The organism is Nannocystis exedens, assembly GCF_002343915.1.
Taxonomy (GTDB): domain Bacteria; phylum Myxococcota_A; class Polyangia; order Nannocystales; family Nannocystaceae; genus Nannocystis; species Nannocystis exedens.
Genome location: NZ_NETK01000001.1, coordinates 10,022,540 through 10,048,129, shown reverse-complemented (window position 1 = coordinate 10,048,129; position 25,590 = coordinate 10,022,540). Strand labels below are relative to the sequence as shown.

Sequence of the window (25,590 nt, the reverse complement as noted above, 5' to 3'; positions counted from 1 at the left end):
GTCGCACCGGGGATCTCCGTGTAGCCGCGGCCGGCGAACTTCGCTGTAATCGCGGCATGCGTTGGAACTATGTGGCGCTCCTCTCGGCCGCCGGCCTGCTCGCCTGCGGCGACCCCGATCGTCCGGCTGAAAGCGACAGCTCCGTCATCACCGCCTCGACCGCGCCGAGCACCGGCAACACCGGCAGCGGCAGCGATACCACCGACACCTCGACGCCGACGAGCAGCGAGCCGAGCGGGAGCGGCACGGTCGGCGACCCGACCGACGGCCCGGTCACCGACGGCACCACGAACGGCACCACCGTCGACCCGGCGACCACGGCGACCACCGGCGACGACCCGGGCATGGTCGTGTCGATCGAGATCGACCCGCTCGACGCGATCATCACCGTCGTCGACGGCGTGGTCCCACCGGCGACCCAGTACACCGCCGTCGGCGTCACCGACAAGGGCATCAAGATCCCCGTCACCGGCACCTGGTCGTTCGACAAGCTCGACCTCGCCGGCATCGGCGACCTCTCGGGCATGTTCACCGCCACGGGCTTCGCCGGCGGCGTCGGCACCGTGACCTTCGAGGGCGCCGGCGAGCTGCCCGCGGCCACCACCACCGCCACCGTCAAGCTGCTGTTCAACGCCGAGCCGAACCCGGTCCCGCCGGAGACCAAGGACCTGTTCGGGATGGCCGTCGACCCCGACCCGGCGATGGTCCTGCTCTACCCGTACGACAAGACCGTGTTCCCGCGCGGCCTCATCGGTCCCACCATTCAGTGGGACGGCGGCGGCGCCGGCGACCTCTATTACATCCACGCCTACAGCGAGTTCTTCGAGTACAAGGGCTGGCACAACGTCCCGCCGCCGTCGCGCTTCGACTTCCCGAAGCTGCCGACCGACATCTGGCTCAAGCTGACCGCCTCGACCGAGGGCGACGTCAAGGTCGACATCGCCCGCTTCGACGGCCAGAAGGCCTACCTCGCCAAGACCCAGACCTGGACGATCGCCCCGGCCAACCTGACCGGCACCGTCTATTACTGGGAGGTCAACAACGGCAACGTCGTGCGCCTCAACATCGGCGCCACCGCGCCCGAGCCGTTCATCCAGAAGCCGCAGGGCGTCGGCTGCGTCGCCTGCCACAGCGTCTCGAAGGACGGCTCGCGGATCGCCGCCAGCTTCCACGGCGGCTACAGCCCGTGGAGCACCATCGACGCCGCGTCCGGCCAGGTGCTCTACTTCCCCGACCTCGCCTCCGGCTTCCAGGCGATCTCGCCCAACGGCTCGCACGTGGTGTGGGGCCAGTCCGACGAGACCGGCGCGCTCAAGCTGACCGCCTACGACAGCGCGACGGTGCTCGCGCAGCTCACGGTGCCCGGCGGCAAGCCGCAGCACCCGGTGTGGTCGAGCGACGGCACCAAGCTGGCGTTCGCCCGCAAGACCGACGGCAACTGGCTCGACTTCAACAACAGCGAGCTGTGGCTGGTCGACGTCGACCTGATGACCAACTCGTTCGCCAACGCCCACCAGATCGTCGACAAGATCCCCGGGCTCACCACCACCACGTTCCCGACCTTCTCGCCCGACTCGCAGTGGATCGCGTTCAACCGCCTCAACCAGGCCCGCACCCGCGCCGCCGTCACCGAGGTCTGGCTGACCAACCTCGACGGCTCCTCGGTGGTCCGCCTCGACAAGGCCAACGGCTTCGGCATCATCGAGCCCGGCCAGGACCAGACCACCTACGAGCCGACGTTCCTGCCGGTGTCGGTCGGCGGCTACTCGTGGCTCATCATCGGCTCCGAGCGCAAGTACGGCAACACGCTCACCGACACCAACCCGATGACCCGCCGCAAGCAGCTGTGGGTGACGGCGATCGACGGCAACATCACCCCCGGCACCGACCCGAGCCACCCGGCGTTCTGGCTCCCGGGCCAGGAGCTGAACAACTCCAACATGCGCGGCGAGTGGGCGCTGTCGCCGTGCAAGCAGCTCGGCGAGGGCTGTAACGCCGGCTTCGACTGCTGCGACGGCTTCTGCTACGGCGACCCTGCCGTCTGCTCCGACAAGCCCGACACCTGCTCGCACATCGGCGACTCCTGCGAGGTCGACGCCGCCTGCTGCGAGGGCGAGGGCACGTGCATCGCCGGCTACTGCTCGATCCAGCCGGGCTGAGCGGCCGTCCCCCGGGACAGCGTGGAACGTGTCCCCGCGGCGCCGTCACGGCTCCGCCGGGGATCCGTCGCTTCCTGCTGCAGGCTGGGCGCCCGGACGCGAGCACCGCGGTGGCGGGGCCGGCGGCCCTCGCCGGGGAGTGACGTGTCCAGTGGCGCGAACGCCTCGGCGCCTTCTCCACGGGGCATGCTCTTGGGGGCATGCCCTTTCGCGCATGCACCCAAGGGCATGTCCGAAACAGCATGCCCTTTCGTTCACCCCCTACCTCGGGTGCGCGGCCAGCCAGCCGCGCACGCTCGCCTGCTCGGGCTGGTAGGCGGGGCCGAGGTTCTGCAGGGCGCCCAGGGCCTGCTCGGCCAGGCTCCGGTCCTCGGGCGCGACGGCGCCGGACTCCGCGGCGCGGGCGCGGGCGAGGCCGAAGCGCGCCAGGGCGAGCTCGGCGATCTCGGCCTCGCTCACGGCGCTGTAGATGGCGATGGCGCGCTCGTAGTGGCCACGGGCCTCGCCGGGGTTGTTGCGATCGAGGGCGAGGTCGCCGAGGCGGAGGCGGATCAGCGCCGCCTCGGCGCTCTCGACCTCGGGGTCGCGCTCGCGCAGCCGCTGGGCCTCTTGCAGCAGCTTCGCCGCCTCGTCGAGGCGCCCCGCGACCCGGTGCGCCTTGGCGATCCGGCGCAGCGAGTCGGCCAGCAGCGGGGCGTCGGCCGGCAAGCGGGCCCTGCGGACCTCCAGACCCCGCTGGTACTGCACGAGCGCGCCGTCGATATCGCCGGCGCGCAGCAGCATGTCGCCGTGCTGGTCGTTGACGTCGGCCCCGCGCAGCTCGTCGGCGCCGAAGCTCTGCTCGGCGAGCCGGTGCGCGTGTTGGAAGTGGCGTTCGGCGGCGACGAAGTCGCCGCGACAGCTGGCGGCCTTGCCGAGGCCGAGCAAGGGCATGAAAGCGGTCGGGTCGAGCGAGGTCTCGCTCGCGCGCAGCACCTGCAGGGCGCGGCGATAGCTGGCCTCCGCGTCGTTGCAGCGGCGTTGATCCACCTCGAGGTCGCCGATGCCGGTCAGCACCCAGTGCAGGTCGGCCGCGTCGGGCCCGAGCAGCTCGCTCTGCAGGGTCAGCGCGCGCTGGAAGTAACCAGCCGCCTCGGCGAAGCGGTGCAGCCCGGTGAGGCCGACGCCGAGGTTGATCGCCAGCAGGGCGACGTGCGGGTGCTTGGGGCCGAGGCTCGACTCGGCGGCGGTGAAGGCGGCGCGAAGCTGTCGGACCCCCTCGAGGGCGTTGTCGCCGGTGATCAGCGCCAGGCCGAGGTTGCCGAGCGCGTAGACGACCTGCGGGTGTTCTTCGCCCAGGACGGCCTGGCGCGCCTCGATCGAGGCGACGAAGTACTCGCGCGCCGCTTGTGACTCGCCGAGCACCGCGTGGGCGATGCCGAGGTTGTTGAGGTGGTCGCCACGCAGCTCGCGGCCCTCGCGGGTCGACCCGACCCGGGCGACGAGGCCGTCGATCAACGGGGCGTCGTTCAGGACCTCGCGGCTCTGCTGCAAGCGGGCGGCGCGGACGAAGTCGCGGCGGGTGGCCAGCGCCGCGGCGACGCCGTCGTGGCCGCTGGCGAGCGCGACCTGCAGGGCCTGGGTGAGCTCCTGGAGGGCCTCGGTGTGACGGCCGGCCTCGCTGAGCAGGCTGCCGCGCCGCAGCCCGATCTCGGCGACGAGCGGCGGATAGGCCAGATCGCCGAGCTCGAGGCCCTCGACGAGCGCGAGGCCCTGGTTGAACTGGCCGGCGAGCTCGTGCGCCTGGGCCTCGGCCAGCACGCCGCGCAGGCCGGCGACCCGGGCGGCGCTGGCGGGATCGTCGGGCGGAGGCACCGCCTCGGTGAGGGCCCGCGTGTCGTCGCAGGCGGCCAGCGACGGCAGGTTGGCGGCCGCGGCACCGGCGTTGCCGACGACCTCGACGTCGGCGCGCTGCAGGATCGCCACGAACGCGGCCAGGCTCTTGTGCCGCTGATCGAGGCACGCCGTCCGCAGGTCGAACAGGTGCGTCGAGGCCCGGCCCTGCTGATGGGCGCGGCAGGCGTCCTCGCGCATGTCGACGAGCTCGCCGGCGTACGCGTCGAGGCGGGCCTTCACGCGCGTCCAGGTGTCCTCGGCGAACGGAACGCCGGTGCCCAGCAGACCCTGGTGCGCAGCGGCGGCTGCGGGCGCGTCCCACAGCCCGACGAGCTCGTCGCGGGCGCCCTCGCAGGGGTCGCCGGTCGGGTAATACGCGGCGGCGGCGAAGCCGGCGGCCGCCAGCACGCCGGCGAGGCCGGCCGTCGCCAGCCACGGCGCGCGGCGACGCTCGAGCGTGCGCTCGAGCGCCGCCAGCAGCGCGGGCATCGACGGGAACCGGCGCTTCGGATCGACCGAGAGGCCGCGCGTGATGATCTGCAGCAGGGCGGCGGGGACGTGGCTGCCCGACGGCGGCTGGCGGATGGCCCCGCGGGTCACCGCGTCGGTGAGCGCCAGCAAGCTGCTGGTGTCGAACGGCGAGGCGTCGTAGAGCGCCTCGTAGAGGCTGACGCAGAAGCTGAACTGATCGCTCTTCTCGGTCGCCGGCTGGCCCAGGAGCAGCTCGGGGGCCATGTACGCGGGGGTTCCGACGACCGTGCCGGTGTGCGTGATCTGGTGATCGAGCGAGCTCGTCAACGTGCTGCGCAGCGTCGGCGGGTCCTCCTCGACCTCGCGGTCGACGGCGCGGGCGAGGCCGAAGTCGAGGACCTTGACCACGCCGTCGCTGCCGACGATCACGTTGGCGGGCTTGAAGTCGCGGTGGACCAGGCCGGCGGCGTGCGCCACCGCGAGGCCGCGGCCGGCCTGCAGCAACGTCTCCACGCGGGCGCGCCACGGCCGGGCCGCCTTGAGCCAGGTTGCGAGGCTCTGCCCGCGCACGAACTCCATGGCGATGAACACCTCGCCGTCGTGGTAGCCCACCTCGTGGACCGCGACGATGTTGGGATGCGACACCCGGGCCATCGCCTGGGCCTCGCGCAGCATGCGTTCGCGGGCCTGCGGCTCGCGCTGGCTCGAGTCGCTGCGCAGGACCTTGACCGCGACCTTGCGATCGAGCTGGTCGTCGTACGCGGCGTAGACGATGCCCATCGCGCCCTCGCCGAGCCGCTCGAGGATGGTGAAGCGGCCGATGTGGGCCAGGAGCGAGGGGATCGGGGGTACGGCCGTCGGCGTGGGTCGCTCGCGGGCCGGCGCGTCGGCTCGCTGGGTGACGAGCTGCTCGCGCGCCGGCGCGTCGACTCGCTGCGTGACGAGCTGCTCGCGCGCCGGCGCGTCGACCCGCTGCGTGACGAGTAAGTCGCGTCCCTCAAGACCGGTCGGCACGACCCGGGTGGCAGGGGCCGCGATGTCGGTTCGATCGAGTGCGTTCTTCGGCGTCGCCATGGAGGGCAGGCGCCGGCGGGCGCGCCTCGATGTATAGGAGACATGGCACGGTTCGCCAGGTGCGTCTTCTCGATCGTCGCTACGATCGGGAACGAATTTGTCGGCATTTCACGAGGTAATCTTCGAGCGCGATCCTGCACTGATCAAAAAACAACAAAACAAACGTTATTTTCCGAAGCTAAACCGAAAATAGTCTTGAAAATAAAGTACCATTTCTCGTAAATCTGAATAAAAAATGTCAGCTAAAGCAGGTTGAAAAAAAGTAGCTACGGGCCATCGAATTTCGCTGGCCGAGCTTGGGGGACGCCACATGCACAGGTCACGAGCCCGAGCTGGAGACCTCCGCCATGAACGTCCGCAACCTTGTTCCCTTCGTGATCTTGAGCGCCGCTTTCGCCGTCGGGTGTGACGAGATGGACGAGTTCGACGCCGTCGATGAGGACCTCGGCGCGGTCATGCTGCGCCCCGGCAGCGGGACCGCGGGCGGCGTGTGGCTGAACACCAGCTCGATCGGCGCGACCCCGTTCTCCGAGCTCGACCTCTCCGGCCAGGTGCACAAGGGGGCGCAATTCACGGGCGCCCAGCTGCTGCGGCCGGGCAACGTCTGGGTGAACGTCACCAGCGGCGCGGTCAAGGACGGGATCCTCGAGGCGAAGGTCGGCACCACGATCTACAGAGGCGCCGACCTGGTCGGCTCGCGCTGGCAGCTCACCCTCTTCAACCCCGACACCGACGGTGACGGCGACCACGACGCCAACGACGAGCCCGAGGTGGACGTCGAGCTCCGGATCGCCTCGTTCCAGCAGATCTCGGCGCGCGAGGCCCACTACACCTTCGAGACCGTCGACGACGAGGGCAACGTCGTCCCGGTGTGCGACGCCGACACCGCCGGCCGCCACACGATGGTGCCGATCAAGGACGTGACGGTGAACGAGGTCACCGGCAAGATGGCCAAGCGCAGCAACACGCTCTACCTCGCGTGTACCTCGGGGGCGATCGGCAAGGCCGTGCAGTGGGGCTACAAGCCGTGGGAGCGGCAGCTCGACGAGTTCGAGGTGGCCACCCGCATGATCCGCGCCGACTACTGCTACACCGGCCAGTCGTTCACGCAGAACGGCACCCACCTGCAGGTCCAGGACCGGTACCACATCAACACCTTCCTCCGCTCCGAAGACCCGAACGAGGCGGTGTGGACCACGACCGGCGTACGCTGCCTCAACACGCCCCGCAACGCCACGTACACGGCGCCGCAGGTGCAGTGTGGCGGCCAGACCCTGCCGACCTGCCCGGCCGACACCAGCATGAGCACCTACCCGGACGCCCTGTTCTGGACCAAGCTCGACGCGGCGATCTGAACCCTCGCGCGAGGCCGCCGCGGCCGTACGCGGCGAGCAGGCACGAGAAGCACAGGGATCGTCCCCTCCCCACTCGCGGCGCCGCTGCGCCTGCCGGACCTCGGGTCTCTCGCGGGCCGAGTCTGCCAGCGAGACGGGAGATGTCGCAGAAACCACGCGCTCGCGCGATCGCCCGACGGCATCGAGCAGGCGCGTCATGAACGTGGGAGCAACGGCCTCGCCTGCGCGCCCGCTGCGATATGGCTCCGGCGCCGCGCGACCCCCCTTGCGTCGTCGAGCCGGCTCGTCGTCGTCGGCGCTCCGCTCGCCGCGCCGGCGAGGTCGCCGATGGCGCCGGGCCGCGGCGCTGCCGGCGGCGTGCGTCGTGGCATGACCGCGATTACTGTCCCGGTCCCGGGCATGTGGCACCCTCAGCCGCCGCAGCGTCGCTCGCCCTGGACGCCTCGAGGACCATGAACGCAATCACGTCGCCCCGTGCAGGCCAGCCGGCCGCCTCTTCGCCGCCGGACGCCGCAGAGCGACGGCACCGGATCTTCGCCATCATGGCGGCGTCGTCCGGCAACCTGGTCGAATGGTTCGACTTCTACGTGTACGCCTTCTCGGCGCTGTACTTCGCGCCGGCGTTCTTTCCTCAGTCGGATCCGACCGCGCAGCTGCTCAACACCGCGGGCGTGTTCGCGGCCGGCTTCTTGATGCGGCCGATCGGCGGGTGGTTGTTCGGCCGGATCGCCGATCGGCTCGGGCGCAAGACCTCGATGCTGCTGTCGGTCATGATGATGTGCGCCGGCTCGCTGGTGATCGCCTGCCTGCCGACGTACGCGCAGATCGGCGCCTGGGCCCCGTTCTTGCTGCTGGTGTGCCGGCTGTTCCAGGGCCTCTCGGTCGGCGGCGAGTACGGGACCACCGCCACGTACATGAGCGAGGTCGCGCTCAAGGGTCGGCGCGGCTTCTTCTCCTCGTTCCAGTACGTGACGCTGATCGGCGGGCAGCTGCTCGCGGTGCTCACGCTCGTGGTGCTCGAGCACCTGCTGAGCGAGGCCGAGCTCAAGGCCTGGGGCTGGCGGATCCCGTTCGTGCTCGGCGCCGTGGCGGCCGTGGTCGCCCTGCTGCTCCGCCGCACGCTGCACGAGACCCAGAGCGACGAGGCCCGGGCCGACGCCGACGCCGGCAGCGTGATCGGCCTGCTCCGCCACCACCGCGCCGCGTTCGTGACGGTGCTCGGCTACACCGCCGGCGGCTCGCTGTTCTTCTACACCTTCACCACGTACATGCAGAAGTACCTGGTCAACACGGTCCACCTGCCGATCCGGACCGCCAGCTACGTGATGACCGGCGCGCTGTTCCTCTACATGTGTCTGCAGCCGGTCTTCGGCGCGCTGTCGGACCGGATCGGCCGGCGCACCTGCATGCTGCTGTTCGGCAGCCTCGGCGCCGTGGCGACCGTGCCGATCCTGACGGCCTTGCAGCACACGACCAACCCGGTCGCGGCCTTCGTCCTGATCATGGCCGCGCTGACGATCGTGAGCCTCTACACCTCGATCAGCGGCATCGTCAAGGCGGAGATGTTCCCGCCGGAGGTACGCGCGCTCGGGGTCGGTCTGGCCTACGCGGTGGCGAACGCGATCTTCGGCGGCTCGGCCGAATACGTGGCGCTGGCGCTCAAGTCGCTCGGCCACGAGGAGGCGTACTTCTGGTACGTGACCGCGATGATGGTGATCGTGGTCCTCGTCAGCCTGCGGCTGCCGCGGCAGGCGAACTACCTCCACCACGATCCGTGACGCGCGCGCAGCCGGCCGCGGAGCGCGGATGTCCCTCGGGACATCCGCCCGCGCCGGCGGAGCGCGCCTGTCCCTCGGGGCATCCGCTCACGCCGCTGCAGGGGCCCGAGTCCCCGAGTTCAGGTTGATTCTCTCGCGGTCGCGTCTTTCTTGGCAGCGGCCGGGCGACCGCCTGCGCCGGCCCGGCGAACTGCGGCCGCACCAGACCCACCGACCGGCGCGCGTCTTCTACACTCGTCGAGCGAGGCCAGGCCCTCGTTGAACCAGGCGGGGCAGGCGGGGAAGTTGGCGATCATGAACGGGTGGACGAGCTCGTGGACGAGGGCGCCGGCGCCGACCTCGATCCCGGCGGTGACGGCACCCTGCAGAAGGTCCTCGGTCACCGCGACATGCCCCGCTTCGAGCGCGAGTGGCGGCGCTTCGTCCTCGATTTGCAGTGGAGCTGAGCCGCGCCGCTACAGCCCCGCGGCCGCGGCCACCGCCGCCGTCGTCGCCTTGAGCACGTCGGTGGCGAACGCGTGGTCGAGCTTGTCCGCGGTGTCGAGCCCGACCGTGCAGTGATAGGCCGGGTTGCGGAACACCCCGGTGTCGAACACGTGCAGCGCCGGCAGCCCGAGCTCCCAGAAGCTGCGGTGGTCCGACAGGCTCAGCACCCCGAACGCGTCCTCGTCGAGCTTCTCCGCGTCGGTCAGCGTCATCACGCCCGTCAGCCGACCGAGGCTCTCCGCCTGCGCCTCGAGCTCGAGCGCGAACGGCTCGGCCGACGGGTCGGCGACCACCGCGATGAAGTCGGCGCGCCCCTTGTTGGCCGCGAGCTCGTCGGCCAGCCCGGGGAACCGTTCCGCCAGCGGCACCGGGAAGATCTGCGACTGCTCCGCCGCGCTCGCGTAGCCGATCATGTCGAAGTTGAACGCCACCGCCAGCTTCGCCCCCGTGAACGCCTGCGCGAACGCCCGCGAGCCGCGCAGCCCCAGCTCCTCCTCGTCCCAGCAGGCCACGATCAGCGTCCGCGGCAGCGTCGCCTGCCCGAGCGCGCGCGCCACCTCGAGCGCCCCCGCCACCCCGCTCGCGTTGTCGTCGGCGCCGGGGCAGCCGCTGATGTGGTCGTAGTGGGCCGCCAGCAGCACCACCTCGGACGGCGCCGCCGTGCCCTCGCGCGTCCCGATCACGTTGACCCCCGAGCCGTAGTCCTGGCGCTCCACCACGAAGCCCGCCCCCTCGAGCTCCGCCGCGCAGCGGTCCTGCACCTTCTGCCAGTGGATCGATCCGGGCGGGCGCGACGCGGCCATGAACGCGACGTCCTCGGCCCACCGCGCCGGATCGATGCAGTCCATCAGCGCCTCCGGGCTGTCGTGCCCGCAGCGCGAGCCGGCGCCGACGTCGGGTACGGAGCCCGTCGTCGTGGGCACCACGCTCGTCCCGCCCGTCCCGCTCGAGCTGCTCGAGCTGCTCGAGCTGCTCGCCTCGCCGGGCGCGCTCGTCTCCGCCGAACCACTCGCCGCAGTCCCGTCGCTCTCGCCGAGCCCCGGCGGCGAGGGGCACGCGCCGAGCCCGAGCCACACCACCCCGACCACCCCGCGGACCGCTCGCATCGCCGTCACTATAGCACCCGCCCCCGCGCGCCAGTGGATCGGTCGCCGTCGCTGGTCTATGACGGGCCTCATGGCGCACCCCCTCACCGAACTCACAGGCTCATGGACCGGCCCCGCGCGCACCTGGCTCGACCCCTCGGGCGAGCCGGACGTCGGCACCTGGCGCGTCGAGATCGAGTCGCTGCTCGACGGCCGCTACGCGCGCCTCCGCTACGACGGCGTGTGCACCGGCAAGCCGCACCGCGGCGAGATGACCCTCGGCCTCGACGACCACGAGCACACCATGTACTGGATCGACAGCTTCCACACCGGCGCCTCCGCCATGTGGTCGACCGGGCCCGCGGGCCCCGCCGTCGGGGTCCTCGGCAGCTACCGCGCCGGCCCCGACCGCTGGGGCTGGCGCACCGCCTTCCGCCGCGACGGTGACCTGCTCGTGATCGAGGCCACCAACATCTCGCCGAGCGGCAGCGAGGACCGCGCCGTCGAGGTGCGCCTCGGCCGCGTCGCCGAGACTGCCTGATCGAGCATGTCCGGGCGGGCATGCCCCATCGGACATGCTCCCTTGCACATGCCGTCCCGGCCATGTCTCCGGGGACAGAAGCCACGCAGCCCGGAGCTCCGTCGGCGCCCCCGACCGCCGCGCGTCGCTCGCGTGGGCCAGCCCGGCCGCGCCGTCATCTCACGGGCACGCCACCACCTGCACGTCGTAGCTGAACGGCTGCGGCACCCCGTTCACCTGCACCGTGTAGGTCTTGCCGGCCTCCGAGGCCCAGCCCTGCGGCGTCACGGCGATCGCGCTGGCCGAGCCGAACCCGCCGACCAGCGGCGTCGACTTCACCGGCCGGTCGACCCCGCCCTCGCGGATCGTCACCTGCGCCGCGTCGAGGTCGATCGCGTCGCTCTGGATCGTCCAGCCCGTCTTGTCGACGTCGGACCACGGCACCTCGGGCACGCGGATCGCGTCGATGGGCACCACCCCGGGCGGCGGCCAGGCCGTCCACGCCGCGTCCCCGCCGCCCTGCCCGCCGATCACCCACATGCACGAGTTGGCGGCCGTCGACCCGAGCCCGACCGGCCCGAGCCCGTTGGCGAGGATCCAGCGCCGGTGGCCGAACGTCGTCGCGTTGCCGGGGTCGACCATGTAGAGGTCGACCGCGACCACGCCCGGCGTCGACGAGATGTTGCTGTTCATCGCCGCCTGCGCCCCGTCGGCGGAGTAGCACGCCCAGTTCATGTCCGGATCGTGCGACAGCTTCCCGTTGGCGTGCATCATCAGCGCGCACTGCTGGGCCTTGGCGTCGAGCCCCGCGTCGTGCCCGACCGCCGGCTGCCCGGCCAACCAGCGGTACAGGTTGATCAGCTTGAGCGCGTTGTCGCGGCCGGGCGCCCCGGTGTCGCCCGCCTGGCAGCCGGCGACGGCGCCGCTCCATGTCCCTTCGGACATGTCCTTTCGGTCCGCCGTCCAGCGCGCGCACACCTCCGCGGCCGGATCGATCGGCTCCCCGGTGGTGCCGCCGGTGGTCGACGCCTCGCCGGACGTCCCGGTGTCGGTCGGACCTGGCCCCGAGGACACCTCGTCCGGCCCCGTCGACGTCGCGCCCGCGCCGCTCGTGCTCGTCGGCTCCGCCGCCGTCGACACCTCCGCCGTCGGCCCCTCCGCCGTCGACCCCTCCGCCGTGGCCGACGCGCCCGGCTCGCTCGTCGCCGGTCCGGAGCTCGCCGCGCTGGTGCCGGCCGTCGTCGCTTCGCTCGTCTCGGGTGCGCCGATGCTCTCGGTCACCTCCGAGACGCCCGAATAGCAGCCGACGACGAGCACGGACACCCATGCGAGGACGACTCGAGGAGACAGCATCTCGCCCCGAATACGACCCGCTCGCGCCGCCGTCAACCGGGCGGCCGCGCCGCCGCCAGCGAGCGCCGCCGCGACGCGTGAGCGTCGACGGCGGTGCCGCGAGCGGGAGCTCGACGACGCGATGGATGTCGCAGGAGCCGAACCGATGGCAGCCGGCGAACGCGTCGAGCCGGTCGCCGTCGACTTGCTCCGTCGTCGCGCGCGCTTGCAGCCCGTCAGCTCGCCGGCGTGACCTTGCGGCTCTCGGCCACGATCCGCACCAGGTCGGCCTCGTCCTCGCACAGCGCGACGATCAGGTCACCCGGCACCACGGTCTCGTCCGGCCGCGGGTTGACGATCAGCCGCCGCCGCAGCTCCGCGTGCGACGTCCCGCCGACGGGGGCCTTCCCGCCCGGATCGGCCGGGCGATACAGCCCCAGCGGCACCGCGCCGCCGCGACCCTGGACCTCGAGCAGCGCGCGCCGGACCTTGCGCCACGGCTGTCCGATCAGCCAGGTGGGAGCCGGCGCCGTGTAGACCTCGGCGTTGTCGTCGGCGAACGCGACCACGCGGTTGAACAGCTCGGCGAACGCCCGGTCGCGGCAAGCCATCACCAGCCAGCGGTGCGCGAGCGCCTGGCAGTCGACCGGCACCAGCCAGCCCGCGAACGGCGAGAACACCTCCTCGCGCTCCGCGTCCGACGTCTCGACCAGCGTCACCGGCAGCGCCGGCGCGGTGCGGGCGATCTCCACCGACGTCGCCGCCACCCCGAGCGGCCGCGCCCGTTGCCCGCCCCCGATCGGGTCGCGCGCGCACGCCTGGTGGACCGCGCGGGCGATCCGCAGCGGATCGTAGCTCGCCCCGTTCGTCTCGCCGTCGCCGAGCACGATCACCCGCGACGCCCGCGGCAGCCGCAGCCCGGCCAGGTCCTCCGGCACCTCCGGGTTCGCGCTGTGGATCGTCAGCGCCTTGACCCGCGCCAGCTGCAGCCGCACCCGCCGCGGCAGCGCGTCGGACACCACCACGTGCAGCGCCCGGTGGCGCGTCGGCCCCGGGCTGCGCAGCAGCCGGATCAGCGGCAGCATGTCTTCGCGGAAGTTCAGCACCACCAGGTGCTTGCTCAGCCGCCGCCACAGCCGCGTCTGCTCCTGCGCGAAGATGTTGGTCAGCGTCGCCGTGAACCACGCCAGCAGGCCGAGCCCGAGGATCGTCGCCGCCGCCCCGACCAGCCGCGCCGTCGGCGTCTTCAGCGTGTCGGTCGTGAAGTTGCCGGTCGCGAACGTGTTCATCTCCCAGAACGAGTCGTTGAGCGTCCTGAGCCTGGCGTTCGAGTCATGTTCCAAAGACCAGACGATGAACGTCGACAGCGCCACCACGCAGGCGAACGCGGCGAACGGCACCAGCGGGTTCGAGAGCTGGCTCTCGAGCCCCGCGCCGGGGACCCGCCGCCGCCGCAGCGCCCGGCGCGCCAGGTACAGCGCGCCCCCCAGCGCCGCCGCGGACGCCCCGGCCTCGAGCCACGCCCGCCGGCGCTCGCTGGTCTCGTGGAGCTCGGCCACCGGGTGGAGCGGGATCGGCTCGCGCTCGGCGAACCCGCGCCACTCGACGCGGACCCCGAGGCGCTTGTACTGCTCGTCGCGCGCGAGCTTCTTGAGCCCGTGGATCATCGCCTCGACCGCCAGCCGGCGGTCGGCGAGGAAGCCCTCGTCTTCGAGCCGCTCGCGCGGCGTCGCCACCAGCACCACCGAGCTCACGCACACCGTCGGCAGGCTGTACTCGAGGCCCGGGTAGGTCCCGGTCTCGATCGGGCAGATCCGGTAGTACGGGTAGCCGTCGATCAGGCGGTTCAGCACCGCCTCGGGCAGCGGGTTCAGGGTCGCCAGGCCCGACGCCAGCACGTCGCGGATGTCCGTGTGCCCGCGCTCGGTGGTCCGCAGCATCGCCAGCAGCTCGCGCCGGCTCATCGCCGCCAGCGCCTCGTCGGCGGTGCCCGTGAACAGCGGCAGCTGCTCCGCCGTGTGGCCGGCCGCGCCGAGGATCACCTTCGCCGTCTCGTAGCTGCCCGAGCCGTCCTTGCCCATGAACAGCGGCTCGCGGCCGATCTCGGCGAAGTCGTCGAGGCGCACCGGCCGGCGCACCAGCACGTGGACCGCCGCGTCGGACACCGCCGCGATCACCCGCAGCTCGGCCTTGTCGGCCTCCTCGGGCGACAGCTTGCACATCCACCCGCCCTTGGGGATCGCGCTGTCGCCCGCGTCCGCGTCGGCGAGCCCGGCCTTGAACGCCTCGGCCGCCACGTCGTACTGCACCAGCGCCGCGTCGAGCTCGCCCGACAGCAGCTTGTGGACGTTCTCGCACGAGCCCTTGGTCGACTCCGGCGCGATGACGACGCGCCCCTCGCCGCGCACCGCCTCGGCCAGCGCCTGGGCGGTGTTGTCGAACCCGCCCTTCTTCGCCCCCGAGCCGAAGCGGACCACGATCGCGTCCCCGGCCCGGGCCGCGCCTGTCTGCAGGAACATGCCCAGGAGCACAGGCGCGATCGGCCATGTCCGCAAGAACATGCCCCGAGAGCCAGGCCGCTCGGCGCGCCTCACTCGGCCTCCCCCGTCAGCACCAGCAGCGCGCTCGCGTCGCGCAGCGGTCGGGCGAGCGGCGGGCTCAGCAGCATCGCCTCCTGCCCGCCGTCGCCCGGCGCGAACAGCCCGATCAGCGTCACCGGGCGGCCGCGGCGGTCGACCTCCACGCTCAGGCAGGCCTCGCGGAACGTCGCCGCGCGCAGCTCCGGCGGCACCGGCCAGGTCTCGACGCGCAGCCGCCCGCCGAGCAGCGCCAGCATGAAGCGGAACGCCCCGAGGTCGACGCACGCGTGGGCCAGCAGGGCCGCGCGCAGGAAGCCCGGGTAGAAGATCGTCGCCACCCCGAGGCCCTCGAACTCGTGGGTCGCCTCCGGGTCCTCGACCGCCACCACCACGTGCGGCGGCTTGCCCTTGCAGGCCCGCTGGATCGCCGTGCACACCAGGCGCGAGAACGCGTCGGTCTCGCCGTGGCCGCGCAGCGGCAGCACGATGATCGCGTCGGCCGCCGGCAGCCCGGCGGTGTCGGCGAAGAAGCGCGCCAGCGCCTCGACCCCGCCGCTCGCGGATCCCTGCCAGTACTTTTGGACATGTCCTGCGGGCAACTCGGCCAGCGCCGGCGCCACCTCGTCGGCCGGCGCCGGCCCGATCAGCGTCAGCTCCGGCGCCGGCTCGGCCGCCGCGATCGCGCGCACCAGCCCGAGCGCCTCCGGCGTCCAGTGGATCACCACCCAGCGCGGCCTCGTCGGCCCCGGCAGCCCCGTTGCGAGCTCCTCCGCCGCCGCCGTGTCGCCGCGCTCCGTCACCCCGCCGCAGCGTCCGCCCCGGCGCGCCCGCCTGTCAAGCCGGCCGACCCCCTTTCATCACCGACACGATCGCCCGCGCCGGCGCCGATGAACGCGGCCTCATGCCGGCCTCGCCTCCACCGTCGTGCCGGGCTGTGGGTGCGCGCTCGCTGCGAGAGCGCACCACGCCGCTCGCTCCTCCTTTGCCTCGTCCTCGCCGCGCGCGACCCTTCGGCCGCAGCCGCGCTCGCGAGGCGACCTCACGCGACGCGCCCTCCCGTCTCAGCGCCTCCGCGGCCCTCGCATCGATCCCCGCCGAGGCTGCGAGCCGAGCGAGCCTCCGGGTCCTCGCCGCGCGTGAACGCGGCCGCCTGCGGGTGCGCCCGCGCGGCGGCCCGGACTCGGCGCGCGCGTGTTAGCGTCGGCGCCTGCGCTCCACCGAGATCCTCGCGCTGGCGCTCATCGCGCTGGTCTCTTTCGGCCTCAGCTACATCGGCGCCACGGTCGGGCTCGTGCTCGGGCAGCTGCGCGTGGCCCTGCTCGTCTACGTCCTCGGCAGCCCGGTGGCAGGGGCCGCCACCAGCCTCGCAATCTCGACCGCCGGCACCCTCACCGGCACCTGGCGGCACGCTCGCGACGGCCGCGTCAGCCTCTGGCTGCTGGCCACCGTCGGCGCGCCCTCGGCCGCCGCCGCCTTCGTCGCCGCGCGCTGGGCCGGCCACGTCGACGCGCGCGCGCTCAAGGCCGCGATCGCCGTCGTCCTGCTGCTCACCGGCGCCGGCATGTTGCGGCGCCGGCCCGAGCCTACCGGTCCTTCCGCACATGTCCCTTCGCGCACCTTCGCCGTCCTCGCCGAGGTCGTCGTCGGCGCCGTCCTCGGCGCGATCTCGGGCCTCGTCGGCCTCCTCCTCGGCAGCCTGCGCCTGCCGGCGATGATCCGCTACGCCGGCGTCCCGCCGCCGGTGGCCGTCGGCACCAACATGGCGATCGGCGCCGTCACCGGGCTGTCGGCCGGCGTCGCCACCTTCCTCGAAGGACAGGTCGACCTGACCGCCTTCGCCGTCGTCACCCCGCTCACCCTGCTCGGCGCCAACCTCGGCGCCCGCCGCACCGGCAGCCTCGACCCCGCCAGCCTGCGCCGCTGGATCGCCGCCGTCCTCCTCCTGTCCGCCGCCCTCATGCTCGGCGAACTCGGCCTCGAGCTGTACGGCCAGGGCTGATCGTCGGCTTTCGCCGCCCCGGCACCCGCGTTACCTTTCGCCCGTGTCCGAGCGCGACCGCTTCCTCGCCTTCGCCGCCCGGGCCGTGCCGGCCGCGTTCGGCGCCCGGCCGGCGCCGGGCGAGCTCGCCGCCCACTGGCGGGCCGCCACGCAGGCGATCGGCGCCCGCCTCGTCCTCGCCTGCGCGCGCGAGCGGCTCGTCGAATTCGACCTTCAGGACATGTCCCTTCGCACATGTTCCTTGAACCTCCCGCTGCGGCGCCGCCGGGCCTTCGAGCTGCACGCCGCCGACCTCGACGCCGCCGACCTGCCCGACCTGCCCGACCTCCTGCCGCGCCTCTTGCCCGCGCTGGCCCCCGCCACGCGTGCCCGGCTCGCGCGCGAGCTCGACGACAGCCGGTGGAACCTCGCGCTCGCCCGGCTCGCCGCCGACCTGCGCCATCGGACATGCGCCGAGGGACAGCCGTGGCCCGCCCCGCTCGACCCCGAGAACCTGGTCGTCGACGGCCACCCGTGGCACCCGATGAGCAAGACCCGGCTCGGCCTGCGCGCCTGGGAGAACCTGCGCCACGGCCCCGACCTGCTGGCCCAGGCGGGCGTCCACGCCGTCGACATCGCCGCCGACGAGGCCCAGCTCGCCGAGCCAGAGCGCTACGCCGAGCTCGCGCGCGCCCTGTTCCCGGCCCCGCCGCCTGGGCTGGTCCGCCTGCCCGTCCACGCCCTCCAGCTGCGCCGCCTGCCGCGCCTGCTCGGCCCGCTGTGGGGCCGCGAGGTCCGCCCGGCCGGCCTGCCGCCGCTGCCCGCGCGCGCCCTGCTCAGCCTGCGCACCGTCGCCCTCGCCGCGCCCGCGCTGCACCTCAAGCTCGCCGTCGACATCCACACCACCAGCGCGCGCCGCCAGGTCTCGCCCGCCTCGGTCCACAACGGCCCGCAGATCGCCGCCCTCCTGGCCGCGATCCAGGCCGCCGACCCGCTGACCCGCCGCGGCCTGCAGATCCAGCCCGACCTCGCCGCCGCCGGCCTCCACCCGCGCCACGGCGCGTGCGCCGGCCAGCTCGGCGTCGTCCTCCGCCCCGACCCGGCCGCCCTCGCCCGCGACCTGTCTTCGGAGACATTCCCGAACGCACATGCCCCGGAGGACCTGTCCCATGCGGCATTCCCCTTGAAACATGTCCCTTCGCGCACCCCGCAGCTCGTCGTCTGCGCCGCCCTCGGCGCGCGCCGGCCCGGCGGCGACCTGATCCTGCGCGAGCTCGCCGCCGACTACCCCGGCGACCTGCGCGCGCGCCTGGCGGCCTTCTTCGCCGACTACCTCGACCTGCTCGTCCCTGCGGCCCTGCGCCTGCTCACCGCCCACGGCGTCGCCCTCGAGGCGCACCTGCAGAACACCCTCTTGGTCCACGCCGGGCGCCCGCGCGGCTTCGTCGTCCGCGACCTCGGCGGCGTGCGGCTCCACCGCGGGCGGCTCGCCGCCGCCGGTCACGGCCCCGCGCTCGCGTCCGACTCGTTCACCCTGACCTCCGACCTCGCCGAGGCCCAGGGCAAGCTGCTGCACACCCTCGTCCACGCCCACCTCGCCGCCGTGATCGGCTGGGTCGACGACGCCGGCGGCCCCGACCCGGCCGCGCTGTGGCCCGCGGTGCGGCGGATCTGCCAGGTCCAGTGGGACCGCTGGGCCGCCGATCCGGGGCTCGCGCGCGCGTGCGCCGACGATCGCGCGTGCTTCTTCGCGGCCACCTGCCGCAGCAAGGCGCTGCTGCGCATGCGCATCGACGAACGCGTCAGCGATTACGCCTATACCGAGGTCGCCAACGCGCTCGCCGAGGGGTACTCTTTCCCCCCCGCATGACGACCCGCCCGCTCGTCTTCGCCACCCCGGAGTACGGCTATCTGCAGGCCGCCCTGTGCGGCTCGGCCGCGCTGGAGGCCGGCGACATCGACACCTTCGCCTTCCCCGACGGCGAGCGCTACCTCCGCCTCGTCACCCCGGTCGACGGCCGCGACGTCGTGCTGATCGGCGGCACCGTCGACGACGCCGCCGCGCTCACCCTGTTCGACCTCGCCTGCGGCGCCGTCCACTACGGCGCGCGCCGCCTCACCCTCGTCGTCCCGTACTACGGCTACGCGACCATGGAGCGGTCGACCAAGCCCGGCGAGGTCGTCACCGCCAAGACCCGCGCCGCGCTGTTCTCGGCCATCCCGCCGGCCTCCTACGGCAACCGCGTGATCCTCCTCGACCTCCACGCCGAGGGCATCCCGCACTACTTCGAGGCCGGCCTGGTCGCCACCCACGTCTACGCCAAGCCGGTGATCCGCGACATGATCCTCGACATCGCCGGCGGCCGGCCGTTCGTGCTCGCGTGCACCGACGCCGGCCGCGCCAAGTGGGTCGAGTCGCTCGCCAACGACCTCGGGGTCACCGCCGCCTTCGTGTTCAAGCGCCGCCACGACGGCGAGCGCACCGAGATCACCGCCATCGACGCCCAGGTCGCCGGCAAGCCGGTCATCCTCTACGACGACATGATCCGCACCGGCGGCTCGCTGATCGGCGCCGCCCGGGCCTACCAGCGCGCCGGCGCCGTCAGCCTGGCCGCCGTCGCCACCCACGGCGTGTTCCCCGGCGACGCCCTGCACAAGCTGCAGGCCACCGGCCTGTTCTCGGCCATCGCCTGCACCGACAGCCACCCGCGCGCCCGCGCCCTCGCCGGCGCGAGCGCCGGCGACCCGACCCCGCTGCGGGTCGCCTCGATCGCCCCGCTCATCGCGCCCCACCTCGCAGGACATGTCCTGTAGAACCTGTCCCCGGAGACATTGAATGCACCTCGTCCGCGTCGCCGCCGCCGCCCTCAACCAGACGCCGCTCGACTGGGACGGCAACCAGGCCAGGATCCTCGAGGCGATCCGCCTGGCCCGCCGGCAGGGCGTCGCCGTCCTGTGCCTGCCCGAGCTGTGCATCCCCGGCTACGGCTGCGAGGACGCGTTCTTCAGCCGCGGCACGATCCTCGAGTCGTGGCGGGTGCTGCAGGAGCTCCTGCCCGAGACGAAGGGCATCGTCGTCGCGCTCGGCCTGCCGATCATGCACCGCGCCGCCAACTACAACGCGGTCTGCCTGGTCGCCGACGGCCACATCGTCGGCCTGGTCGGCAAGCGCTTCCTCGCCGGCGACGGCATCCACTACGAGCCGCGGTGGTTCAAGGGCTGGCCGGCCGGCAAGTTCGTGCAGTGGGAGCACGACGGCCACAGCTACCCGCTGGGCGACCAGATCTTCGAGGTCGGCGGCCTGCGGATCGGCTTCGAGATCTGCGAGGACGCGTGGGTCCCGAACCGACCCGGGGTCGAGCTCGCCAGCCAGGGCGTCGACGTGATCTGCAACCCCAGCGCCAGCCACTTCGCGTTCGGCAAGCACGAGGTGCGCAAGCAGATCGTCCTCAACGCCTCGCGCAGCTTCCGGGCCACGTACGTCTACTCCAACTTCATCGGCAACGAGGCCGGCCGCGTCATCTACGACGGCGAGTGCATGATCGCCTCGTCCGGCCACCTGGTCGCCGAGGGCCCGCGGCTCGGCTACGGCGACGTCTACCTCACCAGCGCGGTGGTCGACGTCGACCTCGCGCGCATGGTCCACGCGCGCACCACCTACGCCCCCACCGTCGACGACAACGTCCGCCGGATCACCCGCTTCGACATGAAGCTGCCGACCGCCGACCTGCCGCCGCACACCGTCGCCCCCGACGACGCGCTGCGCAACGACAAGCGCGAGGAGTTCTCGCGGGCCGTCGCCCTCGGCCTGTTCGACTACCTGCGCAAGAGCCGATCGCGCGGCTTCGTCGTCTCGCTCAGCGGCGGCGCCGACTCGGCCGCCGTCGCCTACCTCGTCCACCTCATGGTCACGCTGGCCACCCAGGAGCTCGGCGTCGAGGCGACCTGCGCCCGCCTCGGCCTGCCCGAGGGCGCCTGCACCACCCCGCGGGCGATCGTGCGGGCGCTCCTGACCTGCGTCTACCAGGCGACCGCCAACAGCTCCGACACCACCCGCAACGCCGCCCGCGCGGTCGCCGAGGCCGTCGGCGCCGAGTTCCTCGAGTTCGACGTCGAGCCGCTCGTGCGCGCCTACGTGCGCACGGTCGAGGGCGCGATCGGCCGCGAGCTCGGCTGGAAGAGCGACGACATCGCCCTGCAGAACATCCAGGCCCGCGCCCGCGCCCCCGGCGTGTGGCTGCTCGCCAACCTGCGCGGCGCCCTCCTGCTGGCCACCAGCAACCGCAGCGAGGCCGCCGTCGGCTACGCCACCATGGACGGCGACACCTGCGGCGGCCTGTCGCCGATCGCCGGCATCGACAAGGCCTTCCTGCGCCAGTGGCTGCGGTGGGTCGAGCACGAGGGCCCCGCCGGCGTCGGCCCGACCCCGGCCCTGCGCGCCGTCAACGTCCAGGCCCCGACCGCCGAGCTGCGGCCCGCCGGCGCCAAGCAGACCGACGAGGACGACCTGATGCCGTACCCGATCCTCGACGTCATCGAACGCGCCGCCATCCGCGACAAGCTCGCGCCGAAGGAGGTCTACCGGGTCCTCGCCAGCCGCTTCCCCGAGCACGGCCGCGCCCAGCTGCTCCTGTGGATCAAGCGGTTCTTCCGCCTGTGGAGCCAGAACCAGTGGAAGCGCGAGCGCTACGCCCCGAGCTTCCACCTCGACGACGAGAACCTCGACCCGAAGACGTGGTGCCGCTTCCCGATCCTCTCGGGCGGCTTCGCCCGCGAGCTCGCCGAGCTCGAGAACGTGGTACCGCGGGAGGGCTGATCCTGGCCTTCGGGGCATGTCCGCAAGGACAGGCCTCTCGTTGAACCGCCGCGACCACCGGCGCCCCGGGGCGACGCAGCTCGCGGACGACCTCGGCCTCGTACCGGCGCGCGGCGGCAGCGGCGGCACAGCTCGCCGCGACCGACATGTCCCCCGGGACATCTCATTCCCTCCGCGTCCGGAGCACGCCGCCGCCCCGCCGCGGCCGACATGTCCCCCGGGACATCTCCTCGCGGCCACGCCCGAGCTCGCCGCCCGCCCCGGCGGCACGGCCCCCGACGCACCTTCCGCGAGCACGCCCGAGCCCGCCCACGCGGTCCGATACGCGCGCCCGCCGCGAGTCCGTCCGAGCCTGTCCGGAAGGTTCGCCCTGTCTCGAAAGCCAGCCGCAGACAGCCGCCCGACCGCCGCCCGACCGCTGTCCCTCGCCGCCTGAGGCCGGCGCCGCGCAGCGCCTGCGCGGGCGTGCGGCCGATCGCGCGCTAGCCTGCCTTCATGCGTCGATCCAGCCTCCTGCTGTGCCTGGTCGTCGCGTGCGCCGCCGCCATGGACGAACCGTCACAAGCCCGCAGCCGGATGGTCGAGCAGCAGCTCGTCGCGCGCGACATCACCGACGAAGCCGTCCTCGCCGCCATGCGCCGGGTCCCGCGCGAGCGGTTCGTCCCGCCGGAGGATCAGCGCTACGCCTTCGGCGATCACCCGCTGCCGATCGGCCACGGCGCCACCATCAGCCAGCCGTACATCGTCGCGCTCATGACCCAGCTCGCGCGCGTCAAGAAGGGCGACCGGGTCCTCGACGTCGGCACCGGCTCCGGCTACCAGGCCGCCGTCCTCGCCGAGATGGGCGCCGAGGTCTACAGCATCGAGGTCGTCACCGCCCTCGCCGAGCAGGCCGCGACGCTGCTCGACGAGCTCGGCTACGACGACGTCCACGTGCGCGCCGGCGACGGCTACCGCGGCTGGCCGGAGGCCGCGCCGTTCAACGCCATCATCGTCGCCGCCGCCGCGCCGACCCTCCCGCGCCCGCTCACCGAGCAGCTCGCCGTCGGCGGTCGCCTGGTGATCCCCGTCGGCCGGTTCGTGCAGGACCTGCAGGTCCTGGAAAAACGCCCGCGCGGCGACCTCAAGGTCGAGACCGTCCTGCCGGTGCGCTTCGTGCCGATGGTCGGCGAGGTCGAGTCGCAGCCGCGCTACTGACGGGCGACACGCCTCGCCTTCACCCGCGCGCGGCCGACCCGCCCGAGCTCGCGCACGCGCACAAACGCGCGACCCTGATTTCGAAGCCAGGACAGAAATTTCGAGCCTGGTGACGGAAAGGAAGACGGGTAGGCACGAGCCGCCGTGGAGGTAGCCTTGCCCTTCGCTCCCCGCACCGCGCTCATCACCTTCTGCACGCTCGTCCTGCCCGCCTGCGTCCCCTCGATCGTCGTCGGCGACAATCCCCAGGACAGCGACCCCGCTCCCGGCACCAGCGAGACTCCCCCGAGCACCGGCACTGCGACCACCTCGACCCCGACCACCAGCGCCGGGCCCACCACCACCACCAGCGCGACCGATCCGTCGAGCACGAGCGACCCCGACACCAGCACCGCGAGCACGGCCATCACCGCCACGACGGCCGACACCGCGGACACGACCGTCACGAGCACGACCACCGACGCCGCGAGCACCGCCGCCACCGCCACGAACACCGACAGCACGCCGAGCACGAGCGACGTGAGCACCACCACCGACTCGAGCGAGGGCACCACCATGGGTCCGAGGCCGCTCCCGGGGCTCGAAGGGTTCGCCGGCTGCCCCCTCGACGCTCCGCCCGGCACCATGGTCCAGGGGCCCTCCGTGTTTGGGCAGTTCACCGCCCAGCGCGCATACTTCGCCTGGTTGGCGGCCACCACGCCCTACAGTCCGCGCCTGGTCTTGCTCTCGCCGGAGGCGGACGCGGCGACCGAGCTCGCCGATTCCGACCCCACGGGCAACTCCGGCCTGGTCATGGCCCACTGGGTCGACTCCGAGTCGATCCTGGAGGAGGGCTGGATCGGCACCTGGGAGACGACGGCCACGATCCACGACAAGGGAATGACCGGCTTCCCCCCGGAGCCGGACGCCGTCAAGATCACCGAGCTCGCGGGCAACTGGGACGCGTTCGACCCCGCCGATCCGCCGCGGATCGTCGGTACGGTCGAGGGCGCCATCTCGGGCCCCTTCGACGCGGTGTTCTGCGACAAGCTCATCGCCATCATCATCCCCGAGTGACTTGCAGGGACGCGCCGGCGCGTGCGCGGCGGGGCGATAGCCTCGCCGTCAGGCCGCCGTCGCCTTGTCCCAGTTGCCGAACGGCATCGGCTTGCCCGTCTCGAGGAACGTCTTGAGGTTCGACAGGATGCCCGGCCACCCGCGCGTCACGCCCGGCAGCACCTTGCTGTTCGGCACGAACTGGTCGTGCGTCAGCGTCAGCCGGACCATCGGCCCGAGCGGCTTGAGCTCGAACGTCACCCGCGACGCCGGCTCGGTCGCCTCGCCGTGGTCGACCCCGAACGTATACGACAGCACCGTCGGCGGCTCGCAGCGCAGCACCTCGCCGGTGATGTCGGTCTTGCGGCCCTCGTCGTAGCGGTACACGATCGGCGCCCCCGGCTCCCACGTCGATTCGACCCGGCGCCCGCCCCAGTACTTCTCGGTGAAATCGCCCTGCGTCAGCGCCTCCCACAGCTTCTCCGCCGTGGTGGCGATGAACGTGACATACACGAAGCTGGGCTTATCCGTCGTCGTCGTCGTCATGATCGCGGTTCTCCTCGAGGCTCGTCTTGAGGGCGGACAGGGCCGCCAGGTGGTGCTGTTGGTACTTGCCGATCCACCGCTCGTAGATCTCGTGGATCGGCACCGGGTTGAGGTAATGCAGCTTCTCCCGCCCGCTGCGGACCACGACCACCAGGTTGGCAGCCTCGAGCACCGCCAGGTGCTTGGCCACCGCCTGGCGCGTCATGTCGAGGTGCTCGCACAGCGCGTGCAACGTCTGCCCGTTCTCGCAGTAGAGCCGGTCGAGCAATTGCCGCCGCGTCGCGTCGGCCAGCGCCTTGAACACCTCGTCCATGGTGCGGATGGGACGGTGCCATCATGCAACCTTTTGGTTGCATGTCAAGAGCGATCGTTTCGTCCCCCCGAAACCCACCCCGCCCCGTCGAGCAGAGCGGGTCCTCCGTTCGGGTCGAGGGACGATGGGGACCGGGAGACGAGCGCTCCGACCCTCACGGCAATCGCCGCGCTCGCCCTTGCGAGTGCGGCGATGCATCGGCCTGCCTGGCATCGCGTCGAGGCGCGCCCGCGACCGCTCGGGGTCGGCTCGCGGCGGGCCCGGCGGCTCAGACGCCGTCGAAGAACTCGACCTCGCCGGTCTCGAGCGAGTACTGGGCGCCGACCACCCGCAGGCCCTCGTCGCGGATCATCCGCTCGAGCAGGCGGCTGCCGTGGCGCAGGTGATCGCAGGAGTTGCGGACGTTGGCCCGCACCGAGAGCGCGAGCAGGCGCTCCTCGGCGGCGCCGGGGCCGGCGGCCTCGACGACGGTCCGGACCGGATCGCAGCAGCGCTCGAGGATGTCGTGGATGTTGTCGGAGCCGGGGCTGCGGCCGTGACACACGTAGTCGAGCGTGGCCTTGATCGCGCCGCAGTGGGAGTGGCCCATGACGACGACGAGACGGGTGCCGAATGCGCTGGCGGCGAACTCGACGCTGCCGACGAGCGAGGGCGCGACGATGTTGCCGGCGACGCGAATCACGAACAGGTCGCCGAGCCCCTGGTCGAACACGAGCTCGGCGGGGACGCGGGAGTCGGAGCAGGAGAGGATGATGGCGAAGGGCCGTTGACCGGCCACGAGGGCGCTGCGCGCCGACCCGCCGAGGGCGACGTCGAGGCTGCGAACGTTGCGGACAAAGCGTTTGTTGCCCTCGCGGAGCTGGGCGAGGGCGTCGTCGGCAGAGGGGATGGTCGGGTCCGGAGCGTCGGTCATGGATCCTTTTGAAACAAGCGTTGAGCATAAGACGTCCAGCCCACGGACCGGCGATCCGCCGGGCGCAATCCGTCCGTG

The 25,590-nt window shown here is 72.6% G+C and carries 20 protein-coding genes; 12 read left to right on the top strand and 8 right to left on the bottom strand.

What is annotated here, in order from left to right:
* Positions 1-56 precede the first annotated feature (56 nt).
* Positions 57-2,159, top strand: coding sequence for a TolB family protein (locus NAEX_RS39130; protein ID WP_143140997.1), 2,103 nt, complete (start codon positions 57-59; stop codon positions 2,157-2,159).
* A 261-nt stretch (positions 2,160-2,420) separates the two neighbouring features.
* On the opposite strand, the gene NAEX_RS39125 is transcribed toward NAEX_RS39130, so the two are convergent.
* Complete coding sequence (locus tag NAEX_RS39125) at positions 2,421-5,519, bottom strand: protein kinase domain-containing protein (RefSeq protein ID WP_170136385.1); 3,099 nt, start codon at positions 5,517-5,519, stop codon at positions 2,421-2,423.
* Positions 5,520-5,926: 407 nt separating this feature from the next.
* On the opposite strand from NAEX_RS39125, the gene NAEX_RS39120 reads away from it, so the two are divergent.
* From NAEX_RS39120 to NAEX_RS51435, 3 genes are all read left to right on the top strand, one after another.
* Complete coding sequence (locus NAEX_RS39120; protein WP_143140998.1) at positions 5,927-6,934, top strand: ADYC domain-containing protein; 1,008 nt, start codon at positions 5,927-5,929, stop codon at positions 6,932-6,934.
* A gap of 452 nt (positions 6,935-7,386) precedes the next feature.
* Entirely contained in the window at positions 7,387-8,712 is a 1,326-nt protein-coding gene (locus NAEX_RS39115) for an MFS family transporter (RefSeq protein WP_096332564.1), read from the top strand.
* Positions 8,713-9,014: 302 nt separating this feature from the next.
* A complete protein-coding gene (locus tag NAEX_RS51435) occupies positions 9,015-9,158 on the top strand; it encodes a hypothetical protein (protein WP_170136384.1) in 144 nt (47 codons plus the stop codon).
* A 9-nt stretch (positions 9,159-9,167) separates the two neighbouring features.
* Here NAEX_RS51435 and NAEX_RS39110 read toward each other — a convergent pair whose 3' ends face one another.
* Positions 9,168-10,304 (bottom strand): M28 family metallopeptidase, encoded by a 1,137-nt coding sequence (locus tag NAEX_RS39110; RefSeq protein WP_170136383.1) that lies wholly within the window; start codon positions 10,302-10,304, stop codon positions 9,168-9,170.
* 70 nt (positions 10,305-10,374) lie between these two features.
* Between NAEX_RS39110 and NAEX_RS51430 the strand changes: the two genes are divergently transcribed.
* Positions 10,375-10,824, top strand: coding sequence for a DUF1579 family protein (locus NAEX_RS51430; protein WP_170136382.1), 450 nt, complete (start codon positions 10,375-10,377; stop codon positions 10,822-10,824).
* A gap of 159 nt (positions 10,825-10,983) precedes the next feature.
* Here NAEX_RS51430 and NAEX_RS39100 read toward each other — a convergent pair whose 3' ends face one another.
* Positions 10,984-11,748, bottom strand: a complete 765-nt coding sequence (locus NAEX_RS39100) for a CAP domain-containing protein (protein WP_143140999.1) — start codon at positions 11,746-11,748, stop codon at positions 10,984-10,986.
* Here NAEX_RS39100 and NAEX_RS48920 point away from each other — a divergent pair.
* Complete coding sequence (locus NAEX_RS48920) at positions 11,747-12,103, top strand: hypothetical protein (RefSeq protein ID WP_143141000.1); 357 nt, start codon at positions 11,747-11,749, stop codon at positions 12,101-12,103. The two genes, NAEX_RS39100 and NAEX_RS48920, sit on opposite strands and share 2 nt — an antisense overlap.
* Before the next feature lie 268 nt (positions 12,104-12,371).
* Here the strand turns inward: NAEX_RS48920 and NAEX_RS39090 are convergent, their stop codons facing one another.
* Both NAEX_RS39090 and NAEX_RS39085 read right to left on the bottom strand, forming a co-directional pair.
* Positions 12,372-14,654, bottom strand: a complete 2,283-nt coding sequence (locus NAEX_RS39090; RefSeq protein WP_170136381.1) for a TAXI family TRAP transporter solute-binding subunit — start codon at positions 14,652-14,654, stop codon at positions 12,372-12,374.
* Between the two features lie 71 nt (positions 14,655-14,725).
* The gene (locus NAEX_RS39085; protein ID WP_096332559.1) at positions 14,726-15,514 is read right to left on the bottom strand and encodes a potassium channel family protein; all 789 of its coding nucleotides are present in this window, start codon (positions 15,512-15,514) and stop codon (positions 14,726-14,728) included.
* Between the two features lie 407 nt (positions 15,515-15,921).
* On the opposite strand from NAEX_RS39085, the gene NAEX_RS39080 reads away from it, so the two are divergent.
* The 6 genes from NAEX_RS39080 (at position 15,922) to NAEX_RS39055 (ending at position 23,761) form a co-directional block, all read left to right on the top strand.
* Positions 15,922-16,713: a TSUP family transporter gene (locus NAEX_RS39080; RefSeq protein ID WP_096332558.1), complete on the top strand. Its 792-nt coding sequence runs from the start codon at positions 15,922-15,924 to the stop codon at positions 16,711-16,713.
* Between the two features lie 43 nt (positions 16,714-16,756).
* Positions 16,757-18,562 carry an IucA/IucC family protein gene (locus NAEX_RS39075; RefSeq protein WP_096332557.1) on the top strand — a complete coding sequence of 602 codons (1,806 nt, stop codon included), beginning with the start codon at positions 16,757-16,759 and terminating at the stop codon, positions 18,560-18,562.
* Entirely contained in the window at positions 18,559-19,506 is a 948-nt protein-coding gene (locus NAEX_RS39070; RefSeq protein ID WP_096332556.1) for a ribose-phosphate diphosphokinase, read from the top strand. Before NAEX_RS39075 ends, NAEX_RS39070 begins: the two co-directional genes overlap by 4 nt.
* A gap of 22 nt (positions 19,507-19,528) precedes the next feature.
* Positions 19,529-21,508, top strand: coding sequence for an NAD(+) synthase (gene nadE / locus NAEX_RS39065; RefSeq protein WP_096332555.1), 1,980 nt, complete (start codon positions 19,529-19,531; stop codon positions 21,506-21,508).
* A 495-nt stretch (positions 21,509-22,003) separates the two neighbouring features.
* Positions 22,004-22,705 (top strand): protein-L-isoaspartate(D-aspartate) O-methyltransferase, encoded by a 702-nt coding sequence (locus tag NAEX_RS39060; RefSeq protein WP_096332554.1) that lies wholly within the window; start codon positions 22,004-22,006, stop codon positions 22,703-22,705.
* A 156-nt stretch (positions 22,706-22,861) separates the two neighbouring features.
* Positions 22,862-23,761, top strand: coding sequence for a hypothetical protein (locus NAEX_RS39055; RefSeq protein WP_096332553.1), 900 nt, complete (start codon positions 22,862-22,864; stop codon positions 23,759-23,761).
* 48 nt (positions 23,762-23,809) lie between these two features.
* On the opposite strand, the gene NAEX_RS39050 is transcribed toward NAEX_RS39055, so the two are convergent.
* The 3 genes from NAEX_RS39050 to NAEX_RS39040 form a co-directional block, all read right to left on the bottom strand.
* Positions 23,810-24,286 (bottom strand): SRPBCC family protein, encoded by a 477-nt coding sequence (locus NAEX_RS39050; protein ID WP_096332552.1) that lies wholly within the window; start codon positions 24,284-24,286, stop codon positions 23,810-23,812.
* Positions 24,264-24,599, bottom strand: coding sequence for an ArsR/SmtB family transcription factor (locus NAEX_RS39045; RefSeq protein WP_096332551.1), 336 nt, complete (start codon positions 24,597-24,599; stop codon positions 24,264-24,266). Before NAEX_RS39045 ends, NAEX_RS39050 begins: the two co-directional genes overlap by 23 nt.
* Positions 24,600-24,867: 268 nt before the next feature.
* Positions 24,868-25,512, bottom strand: a complete 645-nt coding sequence (locus NAEX_RS39040) for a carbonic anhydrase (protein WP_096332550.1) — start codon at positions 25,510-25,512, stop codon at positions 24,868-24,870.
* Positions 25,513-25,590 lie beyond the last annotated feature (78 nt).

Excerpts from the sequence above, each read along its gene's own strand:
- nadE (WP_096332555.1), top strand. The coding sequence starts at position 19,529 with ATGCACCTCGTCCGCGTCGCCGCCGCCGCCCTCAACCAGACGCCGCTC.
- NAEX_RS39050 (WP_096332552.1), bottom strand. The coding sequence starts at position 24,286 with ATGACGACGACGACGACGGATAAGCCCAGCTTCGTGTATGTCACGTTC.
- NAEX_RS39045 (WP_096332551.1), bottom strand. The coding sequence starts at position 24,599 with ATGGACGAGGTGTTCAAGGCGCTGGCCGACGCGACGCGGCGGCAATTG.
- NAEX_RS51430 (WP_170136382.1), top strand. The coding sequence starts at position 10,375 with ATGGCGCACCCCCTCACCGAACTCACAGGCTCATGGACCGGCCCCGCG.
- NAEX_RS39100 (WP_143140999.1), bottom strand. The coding sequence starts at position 11,748 with ATGTCCGAAGGGACATGGAGCGGCGCCGTCGCCGGCTGCCAGGCGGGC.
- NAEX_RS39060 (WP_096332554.1), top strand. The coding sequence starts at position 22,004 with ATGCGTCGATCCAGCCTCCTGCTGTGCCTGGTCGTCGCGTGCGCCGCC.
- NAEX_RS39120 (WP_143140998.1), top strand. The coding sequence starts at position 5,927 with ATGAACGTCCGCAACCTTGTTCCCTTCGTGATCTTGAGCGCCGCTTTC.
- NAEX_RS39090 (WP_170136381.1), bottom strand. The coding sequence starts at position 14,654 with ATGTTCCTGCAGACAGGCGCGGCCCGGGCCGGGGACGCGATCGTGGTC.
- NAEX_RS39115 (WP_096332564.1), top strand. The coding sequence starts at position 7,387 with ATGAACGCAATCACGTCGCCCCGTGCAGGCCAGCCGGCCGCCTCTTCG.
- NAEX_RS39040 (WP_096332550.1), bottom strand. The coding sequence starts at position 25,512 with ATGACCGACGCTCCGGACCCGACCATCCCCTCTGCCGACGACGCCCTC.
- NAEX_RS48920 (WP_143141000.1), top strand. The coding sequence starts at position 11,747 with ATGTCCTTTCGGTCCGCCGTCCAGCGCGCGCACACCTCCGCGGCCGGA.
- NAEX_RS39110 (WP_170136383.1), bottom strand. The coding sequence starts at position 10,304 with ATGCGAGCGGTCCGCGGGGTGGTCGGGGTGGTGTGGCTCGGGCTCGGC.
- NAEX_RS39070 (WP_096332556.1), top strand. The coding sequence starts at position 18,559 with ATGACGACCCGCCCGCTCGTCTTCGCCACCCCGGAGTACGGCTATCTG.
- NAEX_RS39130 (WP_143140997.1), top strand. The coding sequence starts at position 57 with ATGCGTTGGAACTATGTGGCGCTCCTCTCGGCCGCCGGCCTGCTCGCC.